At 70.6% G+C, this 23137-nt stretch carries 13 protein-coding genes; 7 read left to right on the top strand and 6 right to left on the bottom strand.

The features are described from left to right. Position 1: 1 nt before the first annotated feature. Both AB7I40_RS03375 and AB7I40_RS03380 read left to right on the top strand, forming a co-directional pair. Positions 2-463, top strand: coding sequence for an NUDIX domain-containing protein (locus AB7I40_RS03375; RefSeq protein ID WP_428343634.1), 462 nt, complete (start codon positions 2-4; stop codon positions 461-463). A gap of 10 nt (positions 464-473) precedes the next feature. Further along, positions 474-722, top strand: coding sequence for a hypothetical protein (locus AB7I40_RS03380; RefSeq protein WP_428343635.1), 249 nt, complete (start codon positions 474-476; stop codon positions 720-722). 33 nt (positions 723-755) lie between these two features. Here the strand turns inward: AB7I40_RS03380 and AB7I40_RS03385 are convergent, their stop codons facing one another. Next, positions 756-1694 carry a type IV toxin-antitoxin system AbiEi family antitoxin domain-containing protein gene (locus AB7I40_RS03385; protein ID WP_428343636.1) on the bottom strand — a complete coding sequence of 313 codons (939 nt, stop codon included), beginning with the start codon at positions 1692-1694 and terminating at the stop codon, positions 756-758. A gap of 111 nt (positions 1695-1805) precedes the next feature. Next, positions 1806-3272 carry a tRNA (N6-isopentenyl adenosine(37)-C2)-methylthiotransferase MiaB gene (gene miaB, locus AB7I40_RS03390; RefSeq protein ID WP_428343637.1) on the bottom strand — a complete coding sequence of 489 codons (1467 nt, stop codon included), beginning with the start codon at positions 3270-3272 and terminating at the stop codon, positions 1806-1808. A 57-nt stretch (positions 3273-3329) separates the two neighbouring features. Between miaB and AB7I40_RS03395 the strand changes: the two genes are divergently transcribed. The 4 genes from AB7I40_RS03395 (at position 3330) to AB7I40_RS03410 (ending at position 6685) form a co-directional block, all read left to right on the top strand. Then, on the top strand, positions 3330-4106 hold the full coding sequence (locus tag AB7I40_RS03395) for an amino acid ABC transporter ATP-binding protein (protein WP_428343638.1): 777 nt from the start codon (positions 3330-3332) through the stop codon (positions 4104-4106). Between the two features lie 76 nt (positions 4107-4182). Then, complete coding sequence (locus tag AB7I40_RS03400) at positions 4183-5070, top strand: glutamate ABC transporter substrate-binding protein (protein ID WP_428343639.1); 888 nt, start codon at positions 4183-4185, stop codon at positions 5068-5070. Positions 5071-5159: 89 nt separating this feature from the next. Then, positions 5160-5849 carry an amino acid ABC transporter permease gene (locus tag AB7I40_RS03405; protein WP_428343640.1) on the top strand — a complete coding sequence of 230 codons (690 nt, stop codon included), beginning with the start codon at positions 5160-5162 and terminating at the stop codon, positions 5847-5849. Further along, positions 5846-6685, top strand: coding sequence for an amino acid ABC transporter permease (locus AB7I40_RS03410; protein WP_428343641.1), 840 nt, complete (start codon positions 5846-5848; stop codon positions 6683-6685). The genes AB7I40_RS03405 and AB7I40_RS03410 overlap by 4 nt, the downstream gene beginning before the upstream one ends. 59 nt (positions 6686-6744) lie before the next feature. Here the strand turns inward: AB7I40_RS03410 and AB7I40_RS03415 are convergent, their stop codons facing one another. From AB7I40_RS03415 to AB7I40_RS03425, 3 genes are all read right to left on the bottom strand, one after another. Continuing rightward, positions 6745-20685, bottom strand: coding sequence for an Ig-like domain-containing protein (locus AB7I40_RS03415; RefSeq protein ID WP_428343642.1), 13941 nt, complete (start codon positions 20683-20685; stop codon positions 6745-6747). A 253-nt stretch (positions 20686-20938) separates the two neighbouring features. Then, the gene (locus tag AB7I40_RS03420) at positions 20939-21322 is read right to left on the bottom strand and encodes a VOC family protein (protein ID WP_428343643.1); all 384 of its coding nucleotides are present in this window, start codon (positions 21320-21322) and stop codon (positions 20939-20941) included. After that, positions 21319-22077 carry a methyltransferase domain-containing protein gene (locus tag AB7I40_RS03425; RefSeq protein ID WP_428343644.1) on the bottom strand — a complete coding sequence of 253 codons (759 nt, stop codon included), beginning with the start codon at positions 22075-22077 and terminating at the stop codon, positions 21319-21321. Before AB7I40_RS03425 ends, AB7I40_RS03420 begins: the two co-directional genes overlap by 4 nt. An 85-nt stretch (positions 22078-22162) precedes the next feature. Here AB7I40_RS03425 and AB7I40_RS03430 point away from each other — a divergent pair, with 85 nt between their 5' ends. Next, the gene (locus AB7I40_RS03430) at positions 22163-22648 is read left to right on the top strand and encodes a MarR family winged helix-turn-helix transcriptional regulator (protein WP_428343645.1); all 486 of its coding nucleotides are present in this window, start codon (positions 22163-22165) and stop codon (positions 22646-22648) included. On the opposite strand, the gene AB7I40_RS03435 is transcribed toward AB7I40_RS03430, so the two are convergent. Next, the gene (locus AB7I40_RS03435) at positions 22628-23125 is read right to left on the bottom strand and encodes a hotdog fold domain-containing protein (protein ID WP_428343646.1); all 498 of its coding nucleotides are present in this window, start codon (positions 23123-23125) and stop codon (positions 22628-22630) included. The two genes, AB7I40_RS03430 and AB7I40_RS03435, sit on opposite strands and share 21 nt — an antisense overlap. Positions 23126-23137: the final 12 nt, after the last annotated feature.

Here is a 23137-nt window from a genome sequence, read left to right on the forward strand (position 1 = left end):
CATGGTCGATCGCTTCGTCGTGGTGCCCGCTGCCTACGTGTTCCTGCTGCGGGAGCGTGACTTCGAGCTCGAGGTGCTGTTGCAGCTGCGACAGAACACCGGCTACATGGACGACCATTGGGCCGCGGCCGCAGCGGGCCATGTCGAGCAGGGTGAGACGGCGTACGACGCGGCGCACCGCGAGGCGGCCGAGGAGCTCGACGTGACCGGCCTTCGCCTGAATTTCGTGACGTCCATGCAGCGCACGCGTGGCGGGGAGGCCATCGACGAGCGGATCGACTTCTTCTTCACCGCCACCACGTGGCAGGGTGAGCCGCGGATCGTGGAGCCCGAGAAGTGCGCCGATCTGGCGTGGTACCCGTTGTCCGCCCTGCCGTCCCCTGTCGTTCCCCATGAGCTCGTGGTGCTGGAGGGCCTGCGCGACGGCGGGCTGACGGCGTACATGTCCCATGGCTTCAAGTGAGAGGAACCAGATGAGCGACGACCTTGGCAAGATGCCCGAACCCACCACCGAGGAGCCCCAGCTGCACCCCGGCGGGGTGGACTCGATCGACGACCCGAAGTACGGAACCACCCCGGAGACCCCCATCCCGGCCGATGCGAACCCGAAGGACAACCCGGCCGTCTCCGACGTGACGCCGGAGGAGCTCTCGCAGCCCGAGAACACCGACGAGCCGTCCAGCGACGGCGCCAGTGACCCGGAGTCCGACGCTCCTGCGTGATCGTGGTTGATCGCAGTCACCTGGTGACTGCGATCAACCACATAGAGCGCAGGTGGTGACGCGTCCTGGCCAGCCCCGGCGATTCAGCACGGCACCCACCTTCGTGGCCGTGACACAACCTCGCTCGAACACCTGGCCGTAGCCGATTCGCAGCGTGTGGCGCTCCTCGAGCGCCGCATCGAGGTCCCGGTCGAGGTCGCGGTCCCGCGCCCTGGCCGAGTCGTGGTGGGCCCGGCCATCGAGTTCGACGATGAGGCCGTGCTCGACGTACTCCACGTCGCGATAGAGCCTCCGTCCGCCCACCAGGTCGGCGTGCTGTCGATGGCCCCGCGGCAGCCCGTGCGGACGCTCGACCCGGGTCAGGTAGCCGTGCTCCAACACCGAGCACGTGCCGTCGGCGATGTCATCGAGCACGCGTTCCAGCCACCTGCGCCGGGCGATCCGAGGCCGCTGGGCCACCGCCGTGATGAGCCGTGCAGCGGTGGTACGCCGCGATCCGCACGCGTCGGCGAGCACAGCGAGTGCGTCGAGGTCCGTGGGGGCGTCGGCGGCCAGGTCCAAGAGCGCCTGGTCGTAGCGAACCCGCGGCGGGGCGAGGTTCCAGAGCACCTGGTCGGCAAAGCCCATCGCGCGGTGCACCCGGACCCCGTCGACCGCCACGAGGTGTCGGGCCCGCTCGATGACCACGTGGATCTGGGAGGAGTCCTCGTCGCGACGCCCCGGACCGTCGGCAACGCGGAGGGCCGACTCATGACTCAGAGCCGCTGGCCAGCAGAGCAGCACGGCTGCCCACGCACGCTGCTGCCACGACGGGCCACCGGTGTGGGTCACGTAGACACCCGGATGCACCGGGGACCACTCCTTGCGCCGGACGAGACGGCGGAGGTCATGGTCACCAAGTCCCCTCGCCTTGGCTTGTCGCCGGGAGATCACCCCGGACTGCTCGACGAGAAGGCGGTCGATGTGGTCCACCCCCCGATCGTGGCCGGAGATGCGAGTCGGCAAACATCGAGGTGGCCGCCCTGTGGAGAGACGATGGTGGTTGATCGCAGTCACCAGGTGACTGCGATCAACCACACAGACTCAACGACAGGAGGGCGCATCCTCCAGCGGGGCAGGGGCGCCGATGGCCGGCATCCCGAGCGTGACCCCGGCCGAGGCTGGCTGGGCCTGGCGCTGCTCCCAGGCATCGCCGGCCCGGGTGCGGCGTACGTCGAGGATCGCGCCGTCGGCCACCAGGTGGTGGGGGGCCGCGTAGGTGATCTCGACCCGGACCATGTCCCCGGGACGCAGCACGACGTCGCTCGGGGCTGCGAAGTGCACCAGCCGGTTGTCCCGGGCCCGCCCGGACAGTCGATGCGTGGCGGCATCCTTGCGACCCTCGCCCTCGGAGACCATCAGCTCGACGCTCTGCCCGACCAGCCGCTTGTTCTCCGACCAGGCGATCTCGTTGACCACCTCGACCAGACGCTCGTAGCGGTCCTTGACGACCTCGGGCGAGACCTGGTCCTCGAGCGTCGCCGCGGGGGTGCCGGGGCGCTTGGAGTACTGGAAGGTGAAGGCGCTGGAGAAGCGGGCCTGCCGCACCACGTCCAGGGTGGCCAGGAAGTCCTCCTCGGTCTCGCCGGGGAACCCCACGATGATGTCGGTGGTGATCGCCGCCTCGGGGATGGCGTCGCGGACCCGGTCGATGATGCCGAGGTACTTGGCCGAGCGGTAGGAGCGGCGCATGTCGCGCAGCACCTTGTCGGACCCGGACTGCAGCGGCATGTGCAGGGAGGGCATCACGTTGGGCGTCTCAGCCATCGCGGCGATCACGTCGTCGGTGAACTCGGCCGGGTGGGGCGAGGTGAACCTGACCCGCTCCAGGCCGTCGATCAGGCCACAGGCCCGCAACAGCTTGGAGAACGCCTGGCGGTCGCCGAACTCCACGCCGTAGGCGTTGACGTTCTGCCCCAGCAGGGTGATCTCGGTGACCCCCTCGGCGACCAACGCCTCGATCTCGGCCAGGATCTCGCCGGGACGGCGGTCCTTCTCCTTGCCGCGCAACGCCGGGACGATGCAGAACGTGCAGGTGTTGTTGCAGCCCACCGAGATGGACACCCAGGCGGCGTACGCCGACTCGCGCTTGGTCGGCAGCGTCGAGGGGAACACCGACAGGGACTCCAGGATCTCGACCTGGGCCTCCTCGGCGATCCTGGCCCGCTCCAGCAGGACCGGCAGGGAGCCGATGTTGTGGGTGCCGAACACGACGTCGACCCACGGGGCACGGTCGGTGATCGTGGTCCGATCCTTCTGCGCCAGGCAGCCCCCCACGGCGATCTGCATGCCCGGGTGCTTGGCCTTCACCGACGCGAGGTGACCGAGGTTCCCGTAGAGCTTGTTGTCGGCGTTCTCGCGCACCGCGCAGGTGTTGAACACCACGACGTCGGCCTGCTCACCCTCGGGCGCGCAGGCGTAGCCAGCGTCCTCCAGGAGCCCGGTCAGCCGCTCGGAGTCGTGGACGTTCATCTGGCACCCGTAGGTGCGGACTTGATAGGTGCGTGTCATGGCCGTCCAAGGGTACGTGTGGCCGGACCCGCACCGACACAGGTAGGGTCGTGCCGCATGACGGTCCTCGGGAAGGAAACCGTCGATGCTGCCCAGGGTGATGCCCTCGTGGTGCTCGACGGTGTGAACAAGTGGTTCGGTGCCCTGCACGTGCTGAAGGACATCGATGTCTCCATCAAGCGCGGCGAAGTCGTCGTCGTCATCGGGCCCTCCGGATCCGGCAAGTCCACACTGTGCCGGGCCATCAACCGGCTCGAGACGATCGAGCAGGGCACCATCACCCTGGACGGACAGCCGCTGCCCCAGGAGGGCAAGGCCCTGGCCAACCTGCGCGCCGAGGTCGGCATGGTCTTCCAGAGCTTCAACCTCTTCGCCCACAAGACGATCCTCGAGAACGTCACCCTCGGGCCGATCAAGGTCCGCAAGCAGAGCCGGGAGGCAGCCGAGAAGCGCGCGCGAGAGCTGCTCGACCGGGTCGGCATCGCCCACCAGGCCGAGAAGTACCCCGCGCAGCTCTCCGGCGGCCAGCAGCAGCGCGTGGCCATCGCCCGGGCCCTGGCGATGGATCCCAAGGTGATGCTCTTCGACGAGCCGACCTCGGCGCTGGACCCCGAGATGATCAAGGAGGTCCTCGACGTCATGGTCGACCTCGCCGAGCGCGGCATGACCATGGTCGTGGTCACCCACGAGATGGGCTTCGCCCGCACCGCAGCTGACCGGGTGCTCTTCATGGCCGACGGGGAGATCGTCGAGGAGAACTCCCCCGAGGAGTTCTTCACCAACCCGCGCTCGGAACGAGCCCAGGACTTCCTCGGCAAGATCCTCAAACACTGATCTCACGCAGCGCCCGCACCCTTGGCGCCAGGTTCACCAGCACTGTTCTCGAATTCACTCGGAGAAGGAGAAAACGATGAGATTCATCCGAACCAAGGCGGCGTTCGCAACGGTCGGGCTGGCGTTCGCGCTGGCCGCCTGTGGCGATGCCGGCAACGACGACACCGATGCGGTGGACGTGGAGGTCGCCGATGACGCGGCCGCCGCGTTCGACGACGGCACCCGCATGAAGGAGATGGCCGAGGACGGCGAGATCACCATCGGCGTGAAGTTCGACCAGCCCGGCATCGGCTTCAAGGGCGCCGCGGACGACACACCAGCGGGGATCGACCCGGAGATGGGCAAGATCCTGGCTGCCTCGCTCGGCATCGAGGCCGGCGACATCGACTGGAAGGAGACCATCTCCGACAACCGCGAGCCCTTCCTGGTGGAGGGCGAGGTCGACCTGGTCATCGCGTCGTACTCCATCACCGACGAGCGCCGCGCGGTCGTCGGTCAGGCCGGCCCCTACTACGTCACCGGGCAACAGCTGCTGGTGCGCTCCGACAGCGACATCGCCACGCTCGATGACGTGGACGGCACCGAGGTCTGCTCGGTCACCGGCTCCACGTCCCTGGAGAACATCAAGGCCGAGGGCGCCAAGCCCCGCGGCTTCGACACCTACTCCGAGTGTGTCGACCAGGTGCTCGACGGCACCGTCGACGCGATGACGACCGACGGCGCGATCCTGCTGGGGTACGCCGCCGAGAACCCCGATGAGCTCAAGGTGGTCGTCGACCCGTTCTCCGAGGAGCGCTACGGCATCGGCTACAGCCTCAAGCACCCGGAGATGTGCGGCTGGATCACCGACACCGTGCAGGCGGCGTACGACGACGGCTCGTGGGCGACCGCGTTCGAGGCCACCCTGGGCCAGTCCGGCGTCGACACGCCGACGCCCCCGGCCCTCGACGAGTGCCCTGCGTGAGCTGGGCCTGACCCGACACGGTCCACTGTCCACCCGGCGGCGGGAGCCGCCGGGTGGACACCACCTCCTGAAAGGAGCACCCGTCCCCCATGGAAGCGGTGTTCTCGGATTTCGGCACCTACCTGCAGGCCTTCGGCCTGACGATCGGCCTGTTCGTGGTCTCCGGCCTCGCCTCGCTGCTCCTCGGGGTGCTGCTCGCGGCCGCGCGCGTCGGCCCCGTGGCGGTGCTGCGCTCAGCCGCCACCGTCTACGTCACCCTCTTCCGCAACACACCGCTGCTGATGATCTTCATCTTCATGGCCGTGGCGATGCCGAAGCTCGGCTACAACTTCAAGGGCATCGAGTCGTTGCGGATCGGGGATGCCAACGTGTCGGCATTCTTCTTCCGGTCCTGCCTGGCGTTGACCCTCTACACGTCCGCCTTCGTCTGTGAGGCCTTCCGCTCCGGGGTCAACGCAGTGCCCCTCGGTCAGGCCGAGGCGGCACGCGCCATCGGCCTGACCTTCCGCCAGAGCATGTCGCTGGTGGTGCTCCCGCAGGCGCTGCGGGCCGTGGTCCCTCCCCTGGCCAACGTGCAGATCGCCCTGGTGAAGAACACCTCGATCGCTGCCGTCTTCGGCATGGCTGAGGCCGCCTCCACCATGCGCTCGTTCACCAACGACAACGCCGACCAACGCGTCGAGATCTTCCTACTCTTCGCGGTCGGCTACATCATCGTCGTCGAGGTCGTCGCCATGGCCTCCTACGCCGTCGAACGCCGCTGGAAGGTGTCCGCATGAGCGGCAACGTCCTCTTCGACGCACCGGGTCCCCGCACGGTCGCTCGACACCGCATCTACACCGCCGTATCCGCGCTCGCCCTGGTCGCTCTGGTGGTGTTCGTCCTCTACAAGCTCCAGGACACCGGGCAGCTGGCATATGACAAGTGGGAGGTCTTCCTCACCCCCGAGTACGTCCGGATCATCCTGACCGACGGGCTCCTGAAGACCGTCGAGATGGCCTTCGCCTCCATCCTGTTCGCCGTCGTCCTCGGGCTGGTCCTGGGAGTCGGCAAGCTCTCCGAGCAGCGCTGGCTGCGGTGGCCCAGCTGGCTGGTGGTGGAGTTCTTCCGGGCCGTCCCGGTGCTGCTCCTGATGATCTTCACCTACTACGCGATCGGCATCGGGGACGGCATCGGCTCCTTCTGGTGCGTCGTGATCGCGCTGACCCTCTACAACGGGTCGGTGCTCGCCGAGGTGTTCCGCGCCGGCGTCAATGCGGTGCCGCGCGGCCAGTCGGAGGCGGCGTACGCCGTAGGGATGCGCAAGTCGCAGGTGATGCTCGCCATCCAGCTCCCCCAGGCAGTGAAGATCATGCTGCCGGCGCTCATCAGCCAGTGCGTGGTCGCGTTGAAGGACACCAGCCTCGGCTACTGGATCGTGGCGCCCGGCCTGACGGCTGTCGGCAAGCTGATCTACACCGAGTTCCGCAACCAGGTCCCGACCGCCATCGTGATCACCGCGCTCTACGTCATCGTCAACCTGCTGCTCACCGCACTGGCGACCTGGGTGCAGCGCAAGTTCGTCGGCGAGAAGAAGATCCTCGAGGTGTCCATGGTGGGCGACACCAAGCTCTGAACACGTCTGGGACGACGCTGGTGGCCCACCCGGATGGCCACCAGCCCACGAGCCGTCCCTCAGGCCTCGCGGCGACGGCGACGTACCAATGGCACGCCGACCAGCACCAGGAGGAGGCCCAACCCGAGCAGTGTCATCCGCGGTCCACCGGTGTTGGGGAGCACCGGCTGGTGGACCGGGTTGTCGTCCGCGGGGTGGTGCGGAGCTGACGGGTTGGACGGGTCCGCTGGGTCTGCCGGGTCAGTGGGGTCGACCGGGCAGCGCGCGTGACCTGAGCATGTGGTGGGCGACTTCGGCACGGTGACGGTGACCGTCGAGCCGACGCTCTCGCCGCACTCGTCGGTGACCTGGTAGTCGACCGGCGTTGCGGTGCCGTGGAAGTCCGCCTCAGGGGTGAAGGTGACCGACCCGTCAGCGTTGACGGTCCAGGTGCCCTCACCTTCGACGACGAGCGTCTTGCCGCCGTCGGTGGCGTCGGTGGAGGTGAACTCCACCGTGCTGGGGTCCCAGGCACAGTCGGTGCCTGGGGTGTCGTTGTCGAGGACCGGGACGGTCACCGGAGCGCCGGGCTCGGTGCCCCGCACGCGGTCCGGTTCGGCGCTCGGAGCGGTCCCGGAGGGTGCCCCGACCTTGACGGTGATGCTGGCCTCGACCGTGGTCCCGTTCTGGTCGGTGACCCGGTAGTGGGCCGGCGACACCTCTCCGGTGAAGCCGTCCTCGGGTGCGAAGGTGACGGTCCCGTTGTCATTCACCGTCCAGGTGCCCTCGCCCGGTACGACGACCTGGGTGGCCCAGTCGCCGGACTCGGGGTCCTGGAGCAGGATCGTGCCCACGACGAGGGACACTCCGGTTGCACCGGGGGTGTCGTTCTCCAGCACCTGGATGATGACCGGCGTCTGGAACGGGGTGCTGGAGTGGTCGTCCTGGGCTTCGGGGATCACCGGGGTGACCGTGACGGTGATCGTGGACGTCGCCGCCTGAGCGAAGTTGTCCTCGACCGAGTAGCCGACCGGAGTGCTGGTGCCGGTGAAGGTGCGCAGCGGGTCGAAGGTGACCAGCCCGGTGACCGCGTCGATCGTCCACGTGCCCTCGCCCTCGACGACCAGGGTGTGGCCGCCGTCCGTGGCGTCGGCCGACGTGAACCGGACGGTCGTCTCGTCGAGCGCGACCCCGGCCCCGGCACCCGCGGTGTCGTTGGTCAGCGGGTCGAGGGTGACGTCCACGTTCTGCCTGGTGGTCTCGGTGTCGGGGGCCGCCGTCGGTCCGGCCGGTCGCCCGACCGTGACAGTGAGCCGCGCGGTGGCCGTCGTGCCGTTGTCGTCGGCGACCCGGTACGTCGCCGGCGTGGTCTCGCCGGAGAAGCCGTCCACCGGGGTGAACGTGACCGTGCCGTTGCCCTCGACGGTCCAGGTGCCCTCGCCGACCACGACGAGTCGGTGGCCGCCGTCGGTGGCATCGGCCGAGGTGAACACGACCGAGGCCGGGTCCAGCGGAGCCGAGGCGTCCCCGGGAGCGTCGTTGTCGAGCACGTCGATGGCGACGGCGGTGCCGTAGTCGGTGGTGGCCGAGTCGTCCTCCGCCGTGGGCGTGATCGCGACGACCTCGACGGTGATCGTGGTGCTCGCGCTGTTGCCGAACGAGTCGGTGACCTGGTAGCCCACCGCGGTGGCCACACCGGTGAACGCGGGCTCGGGGTCGAAGCTGATCGTGCCGTCGGGGTTCACGGCCCAGGTGCCCTCACCGTCGACCACGAGCACCCGAGCGCCGTCGGTGGCATCGGGCGAGGTGAACACGACCGAGGCCGCGACCAGCGTGCCCGTCGTACCGTCGCCGTCGATGCCGGCGGCGTCGTTGTCGAGGGCGTCGACGATGACCGTGGTGTCCTGGGCCGTGGTGGCGCTGTCCGGCAGGGCGCTCGGGCCGTCACCGACGGTGACGGTGAGCTTGGCGCTCGCCGTGGTGCCGTTGGTGTCGGCGACCCGGTAGTCGACCGCCGTGGCCAGGCCGGCGAAACCGGGGACCGGCGCGAACGTGACCGTGCCGGCGGCGGTGACGGTCCAGGTGCCCTGTCCGGGGACCACCAGCGAGGTGGCGCCGTCGGTGGCCGCAGGCGAGGTGAACACCACCGTGGCCGGGTCCAGCGGCGCCGAGGGTGCCCCAGCGTCGTCGTTGTCGAGGACTGCGACCGTGACCGGCGTGTTCGCCGGTGTGGTGGCGGTGTCGTCGGTGGCCGACGGGGTGATCGCGGTGACCGTGACCGTGAGGCTCGAGGTGGCGGTGTTGAGCCACGTGTCTGCCACCGAGTAGCCGACCGCCGTGGTGACCCCGGTGAAGCCAGGCTCGGGGTCGAACGTGATGGTGCCGTCGTCAGCGATCGACCAGGTGCCCTCACCCTCGACGACCAGCGAAGTGCCGGCGGCGGTGGCGTCGGCCGAGGTGAACACGATCGAGGCCGGGTCCAGGGTGCCCGTCGTACCGTCGCCGTGGACGCCGGCAGCGTCGTTGCCGAGCGGCTCGAGGCTCACCGCGACGTTCTGGGCGGTGGTGGCGCTGTCGGTGCGGGCCACCGGACCGGTGCCGACCGTGACGCGGATGCTGGCCGTCGCCGTGGTGCCGTTGCCGTCAGTGACGAGGTAGCCCACCCCGGTGGTGTCACCACTGAACCCGGCCGCCGGGGTGAAGGTCACCACACCGGTCTCCGGAGCGATCCGCCAGGTGCCCTCGCCGTCGACGACCAGGGTGTGGTCGTTGTCGGTGGCCTCGGGTGAGGTGAACACGACCGAGGTCTCGTCCAGGGGCGCGGAGGCGTCGCCGGCCGCGTCGTTGGCGAGCACGTCGAGGTCGACGGCGCGGTTGGCCGGCGTGGCAGCCGTGTCGTCGTCGGCGACCGGGGTGATCGGCGCGACGTGGACGATGATCGTCGCGACCGCCGAGTTGCCGTCGGAGTCGGTGACCGCGTAGGTGACCGACGCGTCACCGGTGAAGGCCGGCTCGGGGTCGAGGGTGACTGTGCCGTCGCTGTGGACGGTCCACTCGCCGACACCCGCGACGCTCAGGCCGTCCACCCAGGTGGCGGTGCCCGGGTCGTAGAGCTGCACCGACGAGGCGTCGAGCGTCGCGCCGGCACCCGGGGCGTCGTTCTCGAGCGGGTCGAGGGTGACCTCGAGGTCCTGGGCGGTGCTCGTCTCGTCCGGGCTCGCGACCGGGGCGTCCCCGACGGTGATCGTCAGGGTCGCGGTGGCCGTGGTGCCGTTGGTGTCGGCCACCCGGTAGGTCACCGGAGTGGTGAGTCCGGTGAAGCCGGCGGCGGGGGTGAACGTGACCGTTCCGTCAGGGTGCGCCACGAAGCGGCCCTCGCCGGTGACCAGGACGCTCGAGCCGTTGCTGGCGAAGACCACGGTGGTCGGGTCGAGCGGCGCACTCAGGGCGCCGGCCACGTCGTTGGCCAGCACCGCGATGGTGACCGCGGTGCCGTAGGCCGTCGCGTCGGTGTCCGCCGAGGCGGTCGGGGTGATCGGGGTGACGGTGACCGTGATCGTCGAGTCGGCCGGGTTGCCGTGGGAGTCGGTGACCTCGTACGCGACCGGGGTGCTCACGCCCGAGAAGGCCGGGATCGGGTCGAAGGTCACGGCGCCGGTGACCGGGGCGATGCTCCAGGTGCCCTCACCGGGGACGACCAGGGTCCGGCCGCCGTTGGTGGCAGCACCGGCGGTGAAGCGCACCGTGGTGTGCTGGAAGGCGCCGGCGGCTCCGTTGCGGTCGGCGCCAGGGGTGTCGTTGGTCAACGGCTGCACCGTGACGTCCACGTTCTGCGGCGTGGTGGCGGTGTCAGGGCGGGCGATCGGCGCGGCTGCGACGCTCACCCGCACCGTGGCCGTCGCGGTGGTGCCGTTGTCGTCGGCGACCCGGTAGGAGACCGGCGTGGTGGCTCCGGAGAAGCCGGCGACCGGGGTGAAGGTGACCGTGCCGTCGGCAGCGATCGTCCAGGTGCCTTCGCCGGCGATGACCAGCGTGTGGCCCTGGTCGGTGGCCGCGCCCGAGGTGAACACGACCGAGGCCGGGTCGAGCGGGGCGCTGGGCGCGCCCGCCGCGTCGTTGTCGAGGACGTCCACGTCGACCGGGGTCCGGTACGGCGTCGTGGCGCTGTCGTCGGCTGCCACCGGCGTGATGGCGGTGACCGTGACGGTGAGCGTGGCCGCGGCGGTGTTGGCGAAGCTGTCGGTGACCGCGTAGCCGACGGGGGTGGTGGTCCCGGTGAACGTGGCGAGCGGGTTGAAGCTCACCGTTCCACCGGCGTTGACCGTCCAGGTGCCCTCACCGGACACCACAAGGGTGCGGCCGGCGTCGGTGGCTGCTGCGGAGGTGAACCGCACCGAGGCGGGATCGAGGGTCCCGGGCAGACCGGCCCCGTCGCTGCCCGCGGTGTCGTTGGTGAGCGCGCCGAGCGTGACCGTGATGTCCTGCGGTGTGGTGGCCGAGTCCGGCAGTGCCACGGCGTCGCTGCCCACCGTGATGCTCACGGTGGCGGTGTCGGTGGTGCCGTTCGCGTCGCTCACCCGGTAGGTCACCGGGCTCGTGTCGCCGGTGAACCCGACGGCGGGGCTGAAGGTGATCGCGCCCTGGGCGGTGACCACGTAGCTGCCCTCGCCGGTGACGACCAGGCGGGTGCCGCCGTCGGTGGCATCGGCGCTCGTGAAGACCACGCTGGAGGCGACCAGCGGCGCGGAGGCCGCCCCGGCGGTGTCGTTGTCCAGGACGTCGACGGTGACCGGGGTGCGGTACGGCGTGGTGGCGGTGTCGTTCGCCGCGACCGGCGTGATCGGGGTGACCGTGACGGTGATCGTCGAGGTCGCGGTGTTGCCGAACGAGTCGCTCACCGAGTACGGCGCCGGGGTGGTGGGGCCGGTGAAGCCGGCCAGCGGGTCGAAGGTGACCTGGCCCGTGACCGGGTCGATCGTCCAGGTGCCCTGACCGGCCACGACCAGGGTGCGCCCGGAGTCCGTGGCGGCCGGCCCGGTGAAGGTCACCGAGCTGCGGATCAGCGTGCCCGTCGTACCGTCGCCGTCGACGCCGGCGGCGTCGTTGGTCAGCGGGTTGAGGGTGACGGTGACGTTCTGCGCGGTGCTGGTGCTGTCGGCGCGGGCGACCGGACCGGAGCCGACGGTGACCGTCAGCGACGCGGTGGCGGTGGTGCCGTTGTCGTCGGCGACGCGGTAGCCGACCGGGGTGCTCGCGCCGGTGAAGCCGGCTTCGGGGCTGAAGGTGATGACTCCGGTGACCGGGTGGATGGTGTAGCGGCCCTCGCCGGCGACGATGAGGCTGCGGCCGGCGTCGGTGGCGTCAGCCGAGGTGAACACCACCGAGCTCGGCACCAGGGGGGCGCTGGGCGCACCGGCGCTGTCGTTGTCGAGGACGTCGACGGCCATCGGGGTGTTGGCCGGGGTGGTGGCGGTGTCGTCGACCGCGTCGGGTGTGATGGGCGTGACCGTGACGGTGATCGTCGAGGAGGCGGTCTGCCCATAGCCGTCGGCGACCCGGTAGGCAGCCGGGCTGGCCTGGCCGGTGAAGTCGGGCAGCGGGTCGAAGGTGACCTGGCCGGTCGCCGGGTTCACCGTCCAGGTGCCCTGACCGGACACCGCGAGCGTCTTGCCTGCGTCGGTGGCGTCGGCGGCGGTGAGCACGACCGTGGTCGGGTCCAGGCCGGCCCCCGAGGCTGCTGTGTCGTTGCCCAGCGGGTCGAGCGTGATCGTGACGTCCTGGGGCGTGCTACGGGTGTCCGGCCGAGCCGTGGGCCCGGCGGGCAGCTCGACGGTGACCCGCACGGTGGCGTTGGCCACGGTGCCGTTGTCGTCGGCGACCTGGTAGCCGACCGGGGTCGTGCTGCCGACGAACCCGGTGGCCGGGTTGAAGGAGACCGTCCCATTGGCGTTGGCGGTCCAGGTGCCCTGGCCAGCGACGACCACCGAGCCGACCGGGTTGCCGGTGGCCGGGTCGAGCAGGCGAACGGTCGTGGGCACCAGCGGCGCGGAGACGTCGCCGGCGGAGTCGTTGCCGAGCACCGGCACCGACACGGTGGTGTTGAAGGCGGTGGTGGCGGAGTCGTTCGCGGCGGACGGGGTGATCGGGGTGACGCTCACCCGCAGCGTGGAAGTGGCGTGGTTGCCGAAGGAGTCGGTGACCCGGTAGTCCACCGGGTCGGTGGTGCCGGTGAAGGTCGGGAGCGGGTCGAAGCCGACCGTGCCGTTGGCGGCGATCCTCCAGGTGCCCTGTCCGGCGACCACGAGGGCCCTGCCGCCGTCGGTGGCGGCGCCGGCGGTGAACACGACCGACGCGGCGGTGAGCGTGCCCGGCGTACCGTTGCCGCCGACGCCGGCGCTGTCGTTGCCCAGCGGGCTGAGCGTGACGTCGACGTCCTGCAGGGTCGTGGCGGTGTCGGGCTCGGCGGCCGGGGCGGTGCCCACGGTGACTGCGAGCACCGCGGTCGCCGTGGTGCCGTTGTCATCGGCGACGCGGTACTGCACCGGCGTGGTGGCACCGCTGAACCCGGCGACCGGCACGAACGTGACCGTGCCGTCCGGGTTGACGGTGTAGGTGCCCTGTCCGGCGACGACCAGGCGGGTGCCCCCGTTGGTGGCGGCAGGGCTGGTGAGCACGAGGGTCGAGGCCACGAGCGGCGCCGTGGCGTCGCCGGCCGCGTCGTTGGCCAGGGCGTCCGCGGTGACGGCCGTGAGGTACGGCGTGGTCCGGGCGTCGTCGGCAGCGGTCGGGGTGATCGGGATGACCGTCACGGTGATGGTGGACACCGCTCGGTTGCCGTGGGAGTCCTGGACCCGGTAGGTCACCGACGACGGGCCGGTGAAGCCGGGCAGCGGGTCGAAGGTGACCCGCCCGGTGGCCGTGTCGACCGTGTAGGTGCCCTCGCCCGGCAGGCTCACCGACGTGACGTACGTGCCGGTGGCCGGGTCGAGCAGGCGGACCGAGCCCACGACCAGCGAGGCTCCCGTGCCGGCGGCGTCGTTGGTGAGGGCGTTCACGGTGACGTCGAGGTCCTGAGGCGTGCTCGTGGTGTCGGGCTCGGCGCTGGGGGCGTTGCCGACGGTGATCGTCAGCAGGGCCGAGGCGGTGGTGCCGTTGTCGTCGGCGACCCGGTAGCGCACCGGGGTGGTGACGCCGACGAAGCCTGCCTCCGGGGCGAACCGGATCACGCCGCTGGTGTCGATCGAGTAGCTGCCCTGGCCGGCGACCACGAGGGTCTTGCCGGCGTTGGTCGCGCCTGGCGAGGTGAACACGACGCTGGAGGCGACCAGGGGCGCCGAGGCGTCTCCGGACAGGTCGTTGGCGAGCACATCGGTGTCCACGGCGAACAGGTAGGGAGTCGCGTTGGTGTCGTCGCTCGCGACGGGCGTGATCGCGGTGACCGTCACGGTGATGGTCGAGGCGGCGGTGTTGCCGTAGGAGTCACGCACCGAGTACGCCGCCGGCGTCGTGGTGCCGGTGTAGCCGGGCAGCGGGTCGAAGGTGACCGCACCGGTGGCCGGGTCGATCGTCCAGGTGCCCTCACCGGCCACCACGAGGCTCTTCCCACCGTTGGTGGCCGTGCCCGCGGTGAAGACCACCGAGCTGGCCTCGAGGGTGCCGGTGCTGCCGTTGCCGTGCACCCCGGCGGTGTCGTTCGACAGCGGGTTGAGGACGACGGTGATGTCCTGCGGGGTGGAGGTGAGGTTGGGCAGGGCCAGGGGTGCCGTGCCGACGGTGACGGTGAGCGTCGCGGTCGCCGTGGTGGCGTTGGCGTCGGCCACCCGGTAGGTCACCGGGGTGCTCGTCCCCGAGAAGCCGGAGGCGGGAGTGAAGGTGACCACGCCGGTGGCGGCGTTGATGGTCCAGGTGCCCTGGCCGGCGACCACGAGGGTCTTGCCGGCGTTGGTGGCGGCACCGGAGGTGAACACGACGGAGGTCGGCGCCAGCGGTGCAGAAGCGGCGCCGGCGGTGTCGTTGGCCAGCACGTCGGCGGTGACCGCGGTGGCGTACGGCGTGGTGCGGGTGTCGTCGGCAGCCGTCGGCGTGATCGCGGTGACACTCACGCGCAGGTTCGAGGTCGCGGTGTTGGCGAAGGAGTCGGTCACCGAGTACGCCGCGGGCGTGGTGGTGCCGGTGAACGCGGGGAGCGGGTCGAAGGTGACGGCACCGGTCGTGGCGTTCGCGCTCCAGGTGCCCTCTCCGGCGACGACCAGGGTCCGGCCGCCATTGGTGGCGCCGGCGGCGGTGAACACGACCGACGTGGCGTCCAGGGTGCCCGCGGTGCCGTTGCCGTGCACGCCCGGGCCGTCGTTGCCGAGCGGGTCGAGCGTGACGTCGACGTTCTGGGCGGTGGTGGCGGAGTCGGGACCTGCGCTGGGCGCGGTGCCGACCCGGATCCGGACGACCGCGGTGGCCAGCGTGCCGTTGTCGTCGGCGACCTGGTAGCCGATCGGGGTGGCGGCGCCGCTGAAGCCGTTGGCGGGGGCGAAGCTCACCACCCCACCGGCGTTGATCGTCCAGGTGCCCTCACCGGCGACGGTGAGGGAGGAGACGGCACCGCCGTTGACGGGGTGGATCAGCTGCACGCTCGAGGGCACCAGCGGTGCCGAGGCGTCACCGGCGGCGTCGTTGCCGAGCACGGAGACCGAGACCGGGGTGCGGTACGCCGTGCTGTTCGCGTCGTCGACGGCGGTCGGGGTGATGGCGGCGACCGCGACTGCGACGGTGGAGGTGGCGGAGTTGCCGTAGGAGTCGGTCACCGAGTAGCCGACCGGGGTCGTGGTGCCGGTGAAGGCGGGCAGCGGGTCGAAGGTGACCGCGCCGGTGGTTGCGTTGACGCTCCAGGTGCCCTGACCGGCGACCACGAGGGTTCGGCCGGCGTTGGTGGCGGCAGGGCTGGTGAGACGCACCGAGGTGGCCTCGAGCGTGCCCGTGGTCCCGTTGCCGTGGATCCCGGCCGCGTCGTTGCCGAGCGGGTTCAGGGAGACGGTCACGTCCTGCTGCGTGGTGGTGCTGTCGGGTGCCGCGCTGGGTGGCGTACCCACCGTCACGGTGAGCGTCGCCGTCGCGGTCGTGCCGTTGGTGTCGGCGACCCGGTAGGTCACCGCGGTGGTGGCCCCGGTGAAGCCGGGCAGGGGGTTGAAGGAGGCCTGGCCGGTGGCCGGGTCGATGCTCCAGGTGCCCTGACCGGCCACGACCAGCGTCTTCGCGGCGTTGGTGGCGGCGGCCGAGGAGAAGACGACGGAGGTCGGCGCCAGCGGAGCGGAAGCGGCGCCGGCGGTGTCGTTGGCGAGAGGGTCGAAGGACAGGGCGGTGTTGTACGGCGTCGTGCGGCTGTCCGCGACTGCCGTCGGGGTGAGCGCCGTGACCGTGACGGTGAGGGCGGAGCTCACGGCCTGTCCGGTGGAGTCGGTGACGCGGTAGCCCACTGCGGTGGCCGGGCCGGTGAAGCCGGGCAGCGGGTCGAAGGTGACCGTGCCGGAGGCCGTGTTCACCGTGTAGGTGCCCTGCCCGGCGACGGTCAGGCTCGTGCCGTAGGTGCCGGTGGCCGGGTCGAGGAGCCGGACGCTGCCGGGGCTGAGGCTGACCGACGCTGCCCCGGTGGTGTCGTTGGCGAGCGGGGTGAGCGTCACGTCGACGTTCTGGGGCGTCGTCGCGGTGTCCGGGTTGGCGACCGGGGCGGAGGGCAGCGAGACCGTGATCGTGAGGGTCGCGGTGGTCGCGGTGCCGTTGGTGTCCCTGACCTGGTAGGTCACCGCCGTGGCGGTGCCGTGGTAGCCGGTCACCGGCACGAAGCGCACGACGCCGCTGCTGTTGGCCGTGTAGGTGCCCTGACCCGGGATCGTCACGCTGGTGCCGTAGGTGCCGGCGATCGGGTCGAAGAGCCGGACGGTGCTCGCGTCGAGCGCGATCGCGGCGTTGCCGGCGTTGTCGTTGCCGAGCACCGAGGAGTCGATCGGCGTCTCGTAGGGCGTGGTGCGGGTGTCGTTGACCGCGGTGGGCGTCACCGGGCTGACCGTGACGGTGATCGAGGAGGTCGCGGTCGCGCCGTACTCGTCGGCGATCCGGTAGCCGACCGCGGTGGCGGTGCCGATGAAGCTGCCGACCGGCGCGAAGGTGACGGTCCCGTCTGCGTTGACGGTGTAGACACCCTGGCCGGAGATCGTGAGCGTGTTGCCGTAGGTGCTGGTGGCCGGGTTGAACAGCTGCAGCGAGGTGGCCAGGAGCGCACCACCCGTGGGTCCGGGAACGTCGTTGGTGGCTGCCGCGACGGTGACCGGGACCCCCTGCGCGGTGGTCCGAGCGTCGGGGTTGGCCACCGGGGGCTGCGGGGTCGCGACGTGGACGACGATGGTCGCGGTCGCGCTCTGCCCGTTGTCGTCGGTGATCCGGTAGGTCACCGGCGTGGTGTCCCCGCGGAAGCCGTTGGTCGGGGTGAAGGTGACCGAGCCGCCCGCGTTCACCGTGAAGGTGCCCTGGCCGGCGACGACCAGGGTCTTGCCGCCGTTGGTGGCTCCGGCGGCGGTGAAGACGATCGAGCCGGTGAGCAGCGGTGCTGAGGGATCACCCGCGGAGTCGTTGCTCAGCACGAGCATGGTCGTCGCGGTGTTGAACCCGGTCGTGGCCTCGTCCGAGATCGCGATCGGGTCGATCGGGGTGACCGTGATGGCCAGGGTGGAGGACAGGCTCGCGCCCGACGAGTCCGTGGCGCGGTAGTCGAGCGTGGTGGCCACACCCCGGAAGCTCGGCACGGGGTCGAAGCCGACCGTGCCGGCGGCGTTCACGGTCCAGGTGCCCTGCCCGGCGACGGTGACCGTGGTGCCCCACGTGTTGGTGGCGGGGTCGCGGAGCTGGAGGGTCGAGGCCGTGATCGTGGCACCACCGGATGCGGTGTCGTTCGCCAGCGGGCTGGCGGTCACCGTGATGTCCTGCGGGGTGGTGAGGGAGTCGGGGATCGCCGAGGTCGGCGTCCGGACCGTGACGGTCAGCGTGGCCTGCGCTGTGGTGCCGTTCGCGTCCGCGACGCGGTAGGCGACCGCGGTCGCGGTGCCGGTGAAGCTCGGCAGCGGGTCGAAGGCGATGGTGCCGTCGGTGTTGACGCTGTAGGTGCCCTGACCCGTCACGGTCAGCGTGCTGGCGTAGGTGCTGGTGGCCGGGTTGAACAGCTGGACCGAGGTGGCCACCAGCGGAGCGGAGGCGGCACCGGCGGAGTCGTTGCCGAGCACGGGCACCGTGATGGTGGTGTCGTAGGCCGTCGTGCGGGTGTCGTTGACGGCACTCGGGGTGACGGCGGTGACCGTGACGGTGATGCTCGAGCGCGCGGTGACCGCGTTGGCCGCGGCGATCTGGTAGCCGACGGGGGTCGCTGCGCCGGTGAAGCCGGGCAGCGGGTCGAAGGTGACCGTGCCGCTCGCGTTGACCGTGTAGGTGCCCTGTCCGGCGATCGTGACGCTGGTGGTCGTGGACCCGGTGCTCGGGTCCACCAGCCGGATCGAGGTCGGCTGGAGGGCCGAGTTGCCTGGTGCGTCGACGTCGTTGAGCCAGGGAGAGAGCGTCACGTTGACGTTCTGCGCGGTGGTGGCGGTGTCCGGGTTGGCCGTGGGCGGCTGCGGGACCGGGACGGTCTCGGTGTCGGGCGCTGAGGTGATCGTCGTACCCCCGAACGGGACGGCGGACGCGGTGGCCGTGTTGACGGCCTGGCCGGCAGCGACGTCGGCCGCGGTCAGGGTGTAGGTGGCCGTGCAGGTGGTGGAGGCACCAGGTGCCAGCGACGTGGTGGGGCAGGAGTACGCCGTGACCTCGGGGTCGGCGATGGTGAGCCCGGTCAGGGGCACGGTGCCGGTGTTGGTCACCTTGAAGGTGAAGGGCACGGTGTCGCCCGCGTCGGGGCCGTTGCCGTCGAGGTCGGTGATGACCTTCGTGGACGACTTGTCGATGCTCAGCGAGGAGCGTCGGTCCAGCGACGTGGTGGCGGAGTCCTGCGGCGAGGTGAGGGCCACACCGGCGGCGGTCCCGGTGGCGGTGGCCGTGTTGACCTTGGTCGCGCCGGCGTTCACGTCGCCCTGGGTGATCGGGTAGGTCGCGGTGCAGGTGACCTGCGAGCCGACCGTGAGGTTGGTGCTCGGGCAGGACACGGTGACCACGTTGTCGCTGATCGCCAGTCCGGTGATGTTGATGTTGCCGGTGTTGGTGACCAGGAAGGAGTAGGTGATGACGTCGCTGACGTCGCCCTTGCCGTCGCCGTCCGCGTCGGTGGTGAGGGCGCCGGTCTTCTTGAGCGTCATGGACCGCACCGGGGTGGCCGGGGCACCACAGGCCGAGTTGTTGGCGGCACCGCCGTTCTCCCCGGCAGCCGACACCGAGTTGTAGAGGGCGCTGCCGGCACCGGAGCACGTGGTGGAGCTCGTCGTGCCGCTGTAGGTGACCACGACGGTGAAGGTGTGGGTGGTGTTCGCCGCGATCGCGGTGGCGGCCGGGGCCAGCGTGTAGGGGCCGGTGCCGGTGGCCGAGCCACCGGACGGGGCGCCGGCACCCGAGGTGGTCCAGGAGACGCCGGTGCGGGTCAGGCCAGGACCGAACGCGGGCGTGTCCAGCAGCGGGCCGTAGGCACCGGGACCACCGGTGTTGGCGACGGTGACCGTGTAGGTCGCGATGCCGTTGCCGGTGACCGGGTCGATGGTGCCGCTCACGAAGCTCTTGGCCAGGTCGATGTTCGGTGGTGCGACCACGGTGAAGGGATAGTCCTCGACCTCGCCGGAGTCGGCGGCACCGGTGGGCGAGGTGACCTGCGCGTTGGTGTAGCCGACCCGGAAGCGGGCGTACGTCGACCCGGCGACGGCCCCGGTGATCCCGGTCCAGTTGAGGGTGGCCGAGGTCTGGCCCGAGGCGATCGCAGCGGTGGCGCGCTCGCCGGTCTGGAACGTGCCGTTGCCGTTGAAGTCGATCCAGCCGGCCAGCGTGCCGGCCTTGGAGGCCCCGCTGAGGGCGACGACCTGGCTGTAGGTGGTCGAGGTACTGAGCATGGACAGGGTGCCGGTCACCCCGTTGTCGGCATCCCCGGTCGCGCCGGTGCCGGCGTTGGGGCTGCTGGTGCCGTTGGCGGTGCCGGCGTTGTCCTCGGTCGCGGAGGCGCCCAGGGTGATGTTGCTGAGCGCGTGGCGAGCGGCATCGCCGGCGTCGTACGACGAGGGCGCATCGCCGTAGTCGTCGGCCAGGGTGGCCAGGATGTTGAGCTCGTCGTTGCCGGTGTCGAGGTTGTTGGCGGGCTGGCCGACCTCGGCGTTCGTGGTGGTGATCATGGAGACGTTGAAGGTCAGCGAGGTCACGGCGCTGGAGGTGTTGACCTGCACCGAGCCGCACGGCGAGGTGGCCAGGCGGGCGGCGAAGCTGCCGGGGGTCGAGTCGCGGTTGGCGCAGTTGGCCGAGGTGTCGTCGTTGAGCGCAGTGATCGTGTTGCCGCCGGTGACCGCCAGGTTGCTGCCCGAACGCTTGCTGAGGCTGGTGCCGGCGGTGGTGAGGGTGAAGATCGCGTGGAAGTCGGACTGACCGCGGCTGGCTCCGCTGCCGGAGGCGACCGAGCCGCCGGGACCGGCGATGTGGATGGTGGGGTTGAGGACGGGCTGGGAGAACGTCACGGTGACGGTGCCGCGGTTGGAGCAGGTGCCGGTGGTCGGGCAACCGTTGGCGCTGACGCCGAGGGTGGCACCGGGAGTGCCCGAGGTGATCGTGGGCGTGTAGTCGCCGGCGACGTAGCCGCGGCTGCCGACGGTGGCGCTGGTGCCGAGGGAGGTCTGACCGCTGGCGGACCAGGTCTGCTGCAGGGCGCTGCCCGGCATGGAGCCGGTGCCGCCGGAGAAGGCGCTGGTCGGCACCTCGTAGGCCGAGGCGGTCGGCACGAAGACGTAGAAGGACAGCGTGGTCAGCACCACGCTCAGCAGTGTTGCCAGGAACGCGCGCGTCGTCCGCGCAGGCGGAAGCATCATGATTTTCTGGATCCCCATCCAATTCGGGCGCCCCACGCGCCCTTCCCCAAGATCGGTAGGCAACAGCCTTCCGACCAGCTCAGGCTAGGGATCGCCCTGACCGGGTGTGTTGCTTTTCCTTGACTTCCTTGGCATGTCGTTGGCTTTTCAACCGAGGGGCCGACCTGATCTAGTCCGAAGTGACTAGGTGACAACGGAATCCGCACCCCGTTGAATCGCGGGTTGCGGCCCCTCAGTCGTGGGTTGCGGCCCCTCAGACCGGTGCCAGGAGCTCCACCCGGTTGCCGGACCCGTCGACGGTGTGGAAGCGCTCGTGGCCGGGGAAGGTGTCCCGCTCGGACCAGTCGACCTCGAAGCCCAGCCCCACCAGACGCCGGCCGAGATCGGCCAGGCGTCGCTGGTCGATGACGATGAACGCCGGGTGCGCCTTGCGGGCTGGCCGGAAAGGGTCCTCCACTCCGACGTGGAGCTCCGCGACGATCTCCTGCCCGTCGTACTGCCGGAACCAGGCGCCGCCGCGGTCCCTGAGAGCCTCGGGCTTCGCCACCTCGGTGAGTCCGAGACCGTCCACGTAGAACCGGCGCGCGGCGTCCTCCCCGCCGGGGGCGCAGGCGACCTGGACGTGGTGCAGCCTCATGCCGGGACCCGGGCGACCACGAAGATCCTCCGGAAGGGCAGGACCACGCCGTACCCCTCGTCGGGGTAGGCCTGCGCCAGGCGCCGTTTGAACTCGGCCTCGAACGCGGGACGCAGACCGGTGCCCTCGAGTGCCTCGAGTGTCGTGCGGGCACCGGTGCTGCTGACCCAGGCGAACACCGGATCCGGCCCGGTGAGCACATGCAGGTAGGTGGTCTCCCACGCGTCGACGGTGCAGCCGAGGCCGGCCAGCACCCGGAGGTAGGTGGCCGGATCGTGGCTGTCAGGTCGTGGGGCTCCCGCCGTGTGGTCCGCGTACGGCGCCTGGGCGGCCAGGTCGCGACGGATCGTGTGACTCGGTTCGTCGAAGTTGCCCGGCACCTGGAAGGCGAACCAGCCGCCGGGATTGACCTGGGCCACGAGACTGGGCAGCAGGGCGAGGTGGTCGGGCAGCCACTGCAGCGTCGCGTTGGAGACGAGTACGTCGACCGGGCCGGTGAAGGACCGCAGGTCCCCCACGGCCACCTCGATCCCCTCGACCGCCCTGGCGGTGGCGATCATCTCGGCGCTGGAGTCCAGCCCGCGCACCGTCGCGTCGGGCCATCGCTGCTTGAGCGCTGCCGTCAGGTTGCCCGGACCGCACCCGAGATCCATCACGGTGGCCGGCTCCGCGGCCCCGATCCGGTTGACGAGGTCGACGAACGGACGGCCGCGTTCGTCGGCGAAGGTGAGGTAGTGCTCCGGGTCCCAGCTCATCGATCGACTCCCACTCTCTTGATGTCAAGATACTTGCTCTTAGATCTCTCGATGTCAAGATTCTCGATGCGCTAAAGTCGGCCGCATGCGAGACGAGGTCGACGAGCTGGTCGAGGCGTGGCGACGCGAGCGCGCCGACCTGGACCTGACCCCGGTCGAGGTCTTCAGCCGCATCTCCCGACTCTCCCGCCACCTCGACCTGGCCCGCAAGCAGGCCTTCACCGAGCAGCAGATCGAGTCCTGGGAGTTCGACGTCCTCGCCGCCCTGCGCCGGGCCGGCGCACCCTATGAACTCTCCCCCGGCCGACTGCTCAAGGAGACCCTCGTCACCAGCGGCACCATGACCAACCGCGTCGACCGGCTCGCAGCCCGCGGCCTGGTCGAACGATTGCCCGACCCCCACGACCGGCGCGGCGTACTCGTGCGGCTGACCGTGCAGGGCAAGGCCACCGTGGACGCAGCGTTCGGCGCGCTCGTCGAGCGCGAGCGCGAGCTGCTCGCCGACCTACCGGCAGCCGAGCACGCCCAGTTGGCGACGCTGCTGCGTGCCCTACTCGCCCCGTTCGGCTGAGGCTCGCTCACCGGCACGCGTCGCGGTGACCCAGAGCCGGATGGTCCCCTCGATGACGACCGTGCCGTCGGCCAGGACCCCTCGGACCCGCACCGGGAGGTCGGGGTCGGACCCCGTCCACTGCGCAGGATCGGTCTCGGCGATGCAGGTGACGTCGGAGACGGCCTTCGCGGTGTAGGTCACCTCCATCCCCTTCGGGATCCAGCGTCTACCCGGCGGGAGGCTCACCTCGGCCAGGGCGCCCATCGCCGCCTCCAACCCGTTGCACAAGGCAATGGCATGCACCGTCTTGAGGTGGTTGTGCACCCGTCGGCGCTTGGGGATCACCAGCTCGACGTGGTTCGGCTCCACGACGGTGAACCGGGGCCGGATCGTCGCGAAGTACGGCGCCGCCTGGGCGAAGGCGAGCGAGAAGAGCCGGGGCCCGACGAACGGGATGGCGGAGGTGGTCCTCCAGAGCTCGTGAACGTTGACCATGAGCGAATGTTA

The sequence above is a fragment of the Nocardioides sp. genome (assembly GCF_050246775.1).
Lineage (GTDB): Bacteria > Actinomycetota > Actinomycetes > Propionibacteriales > Nocardioidaceae > Nocardioides.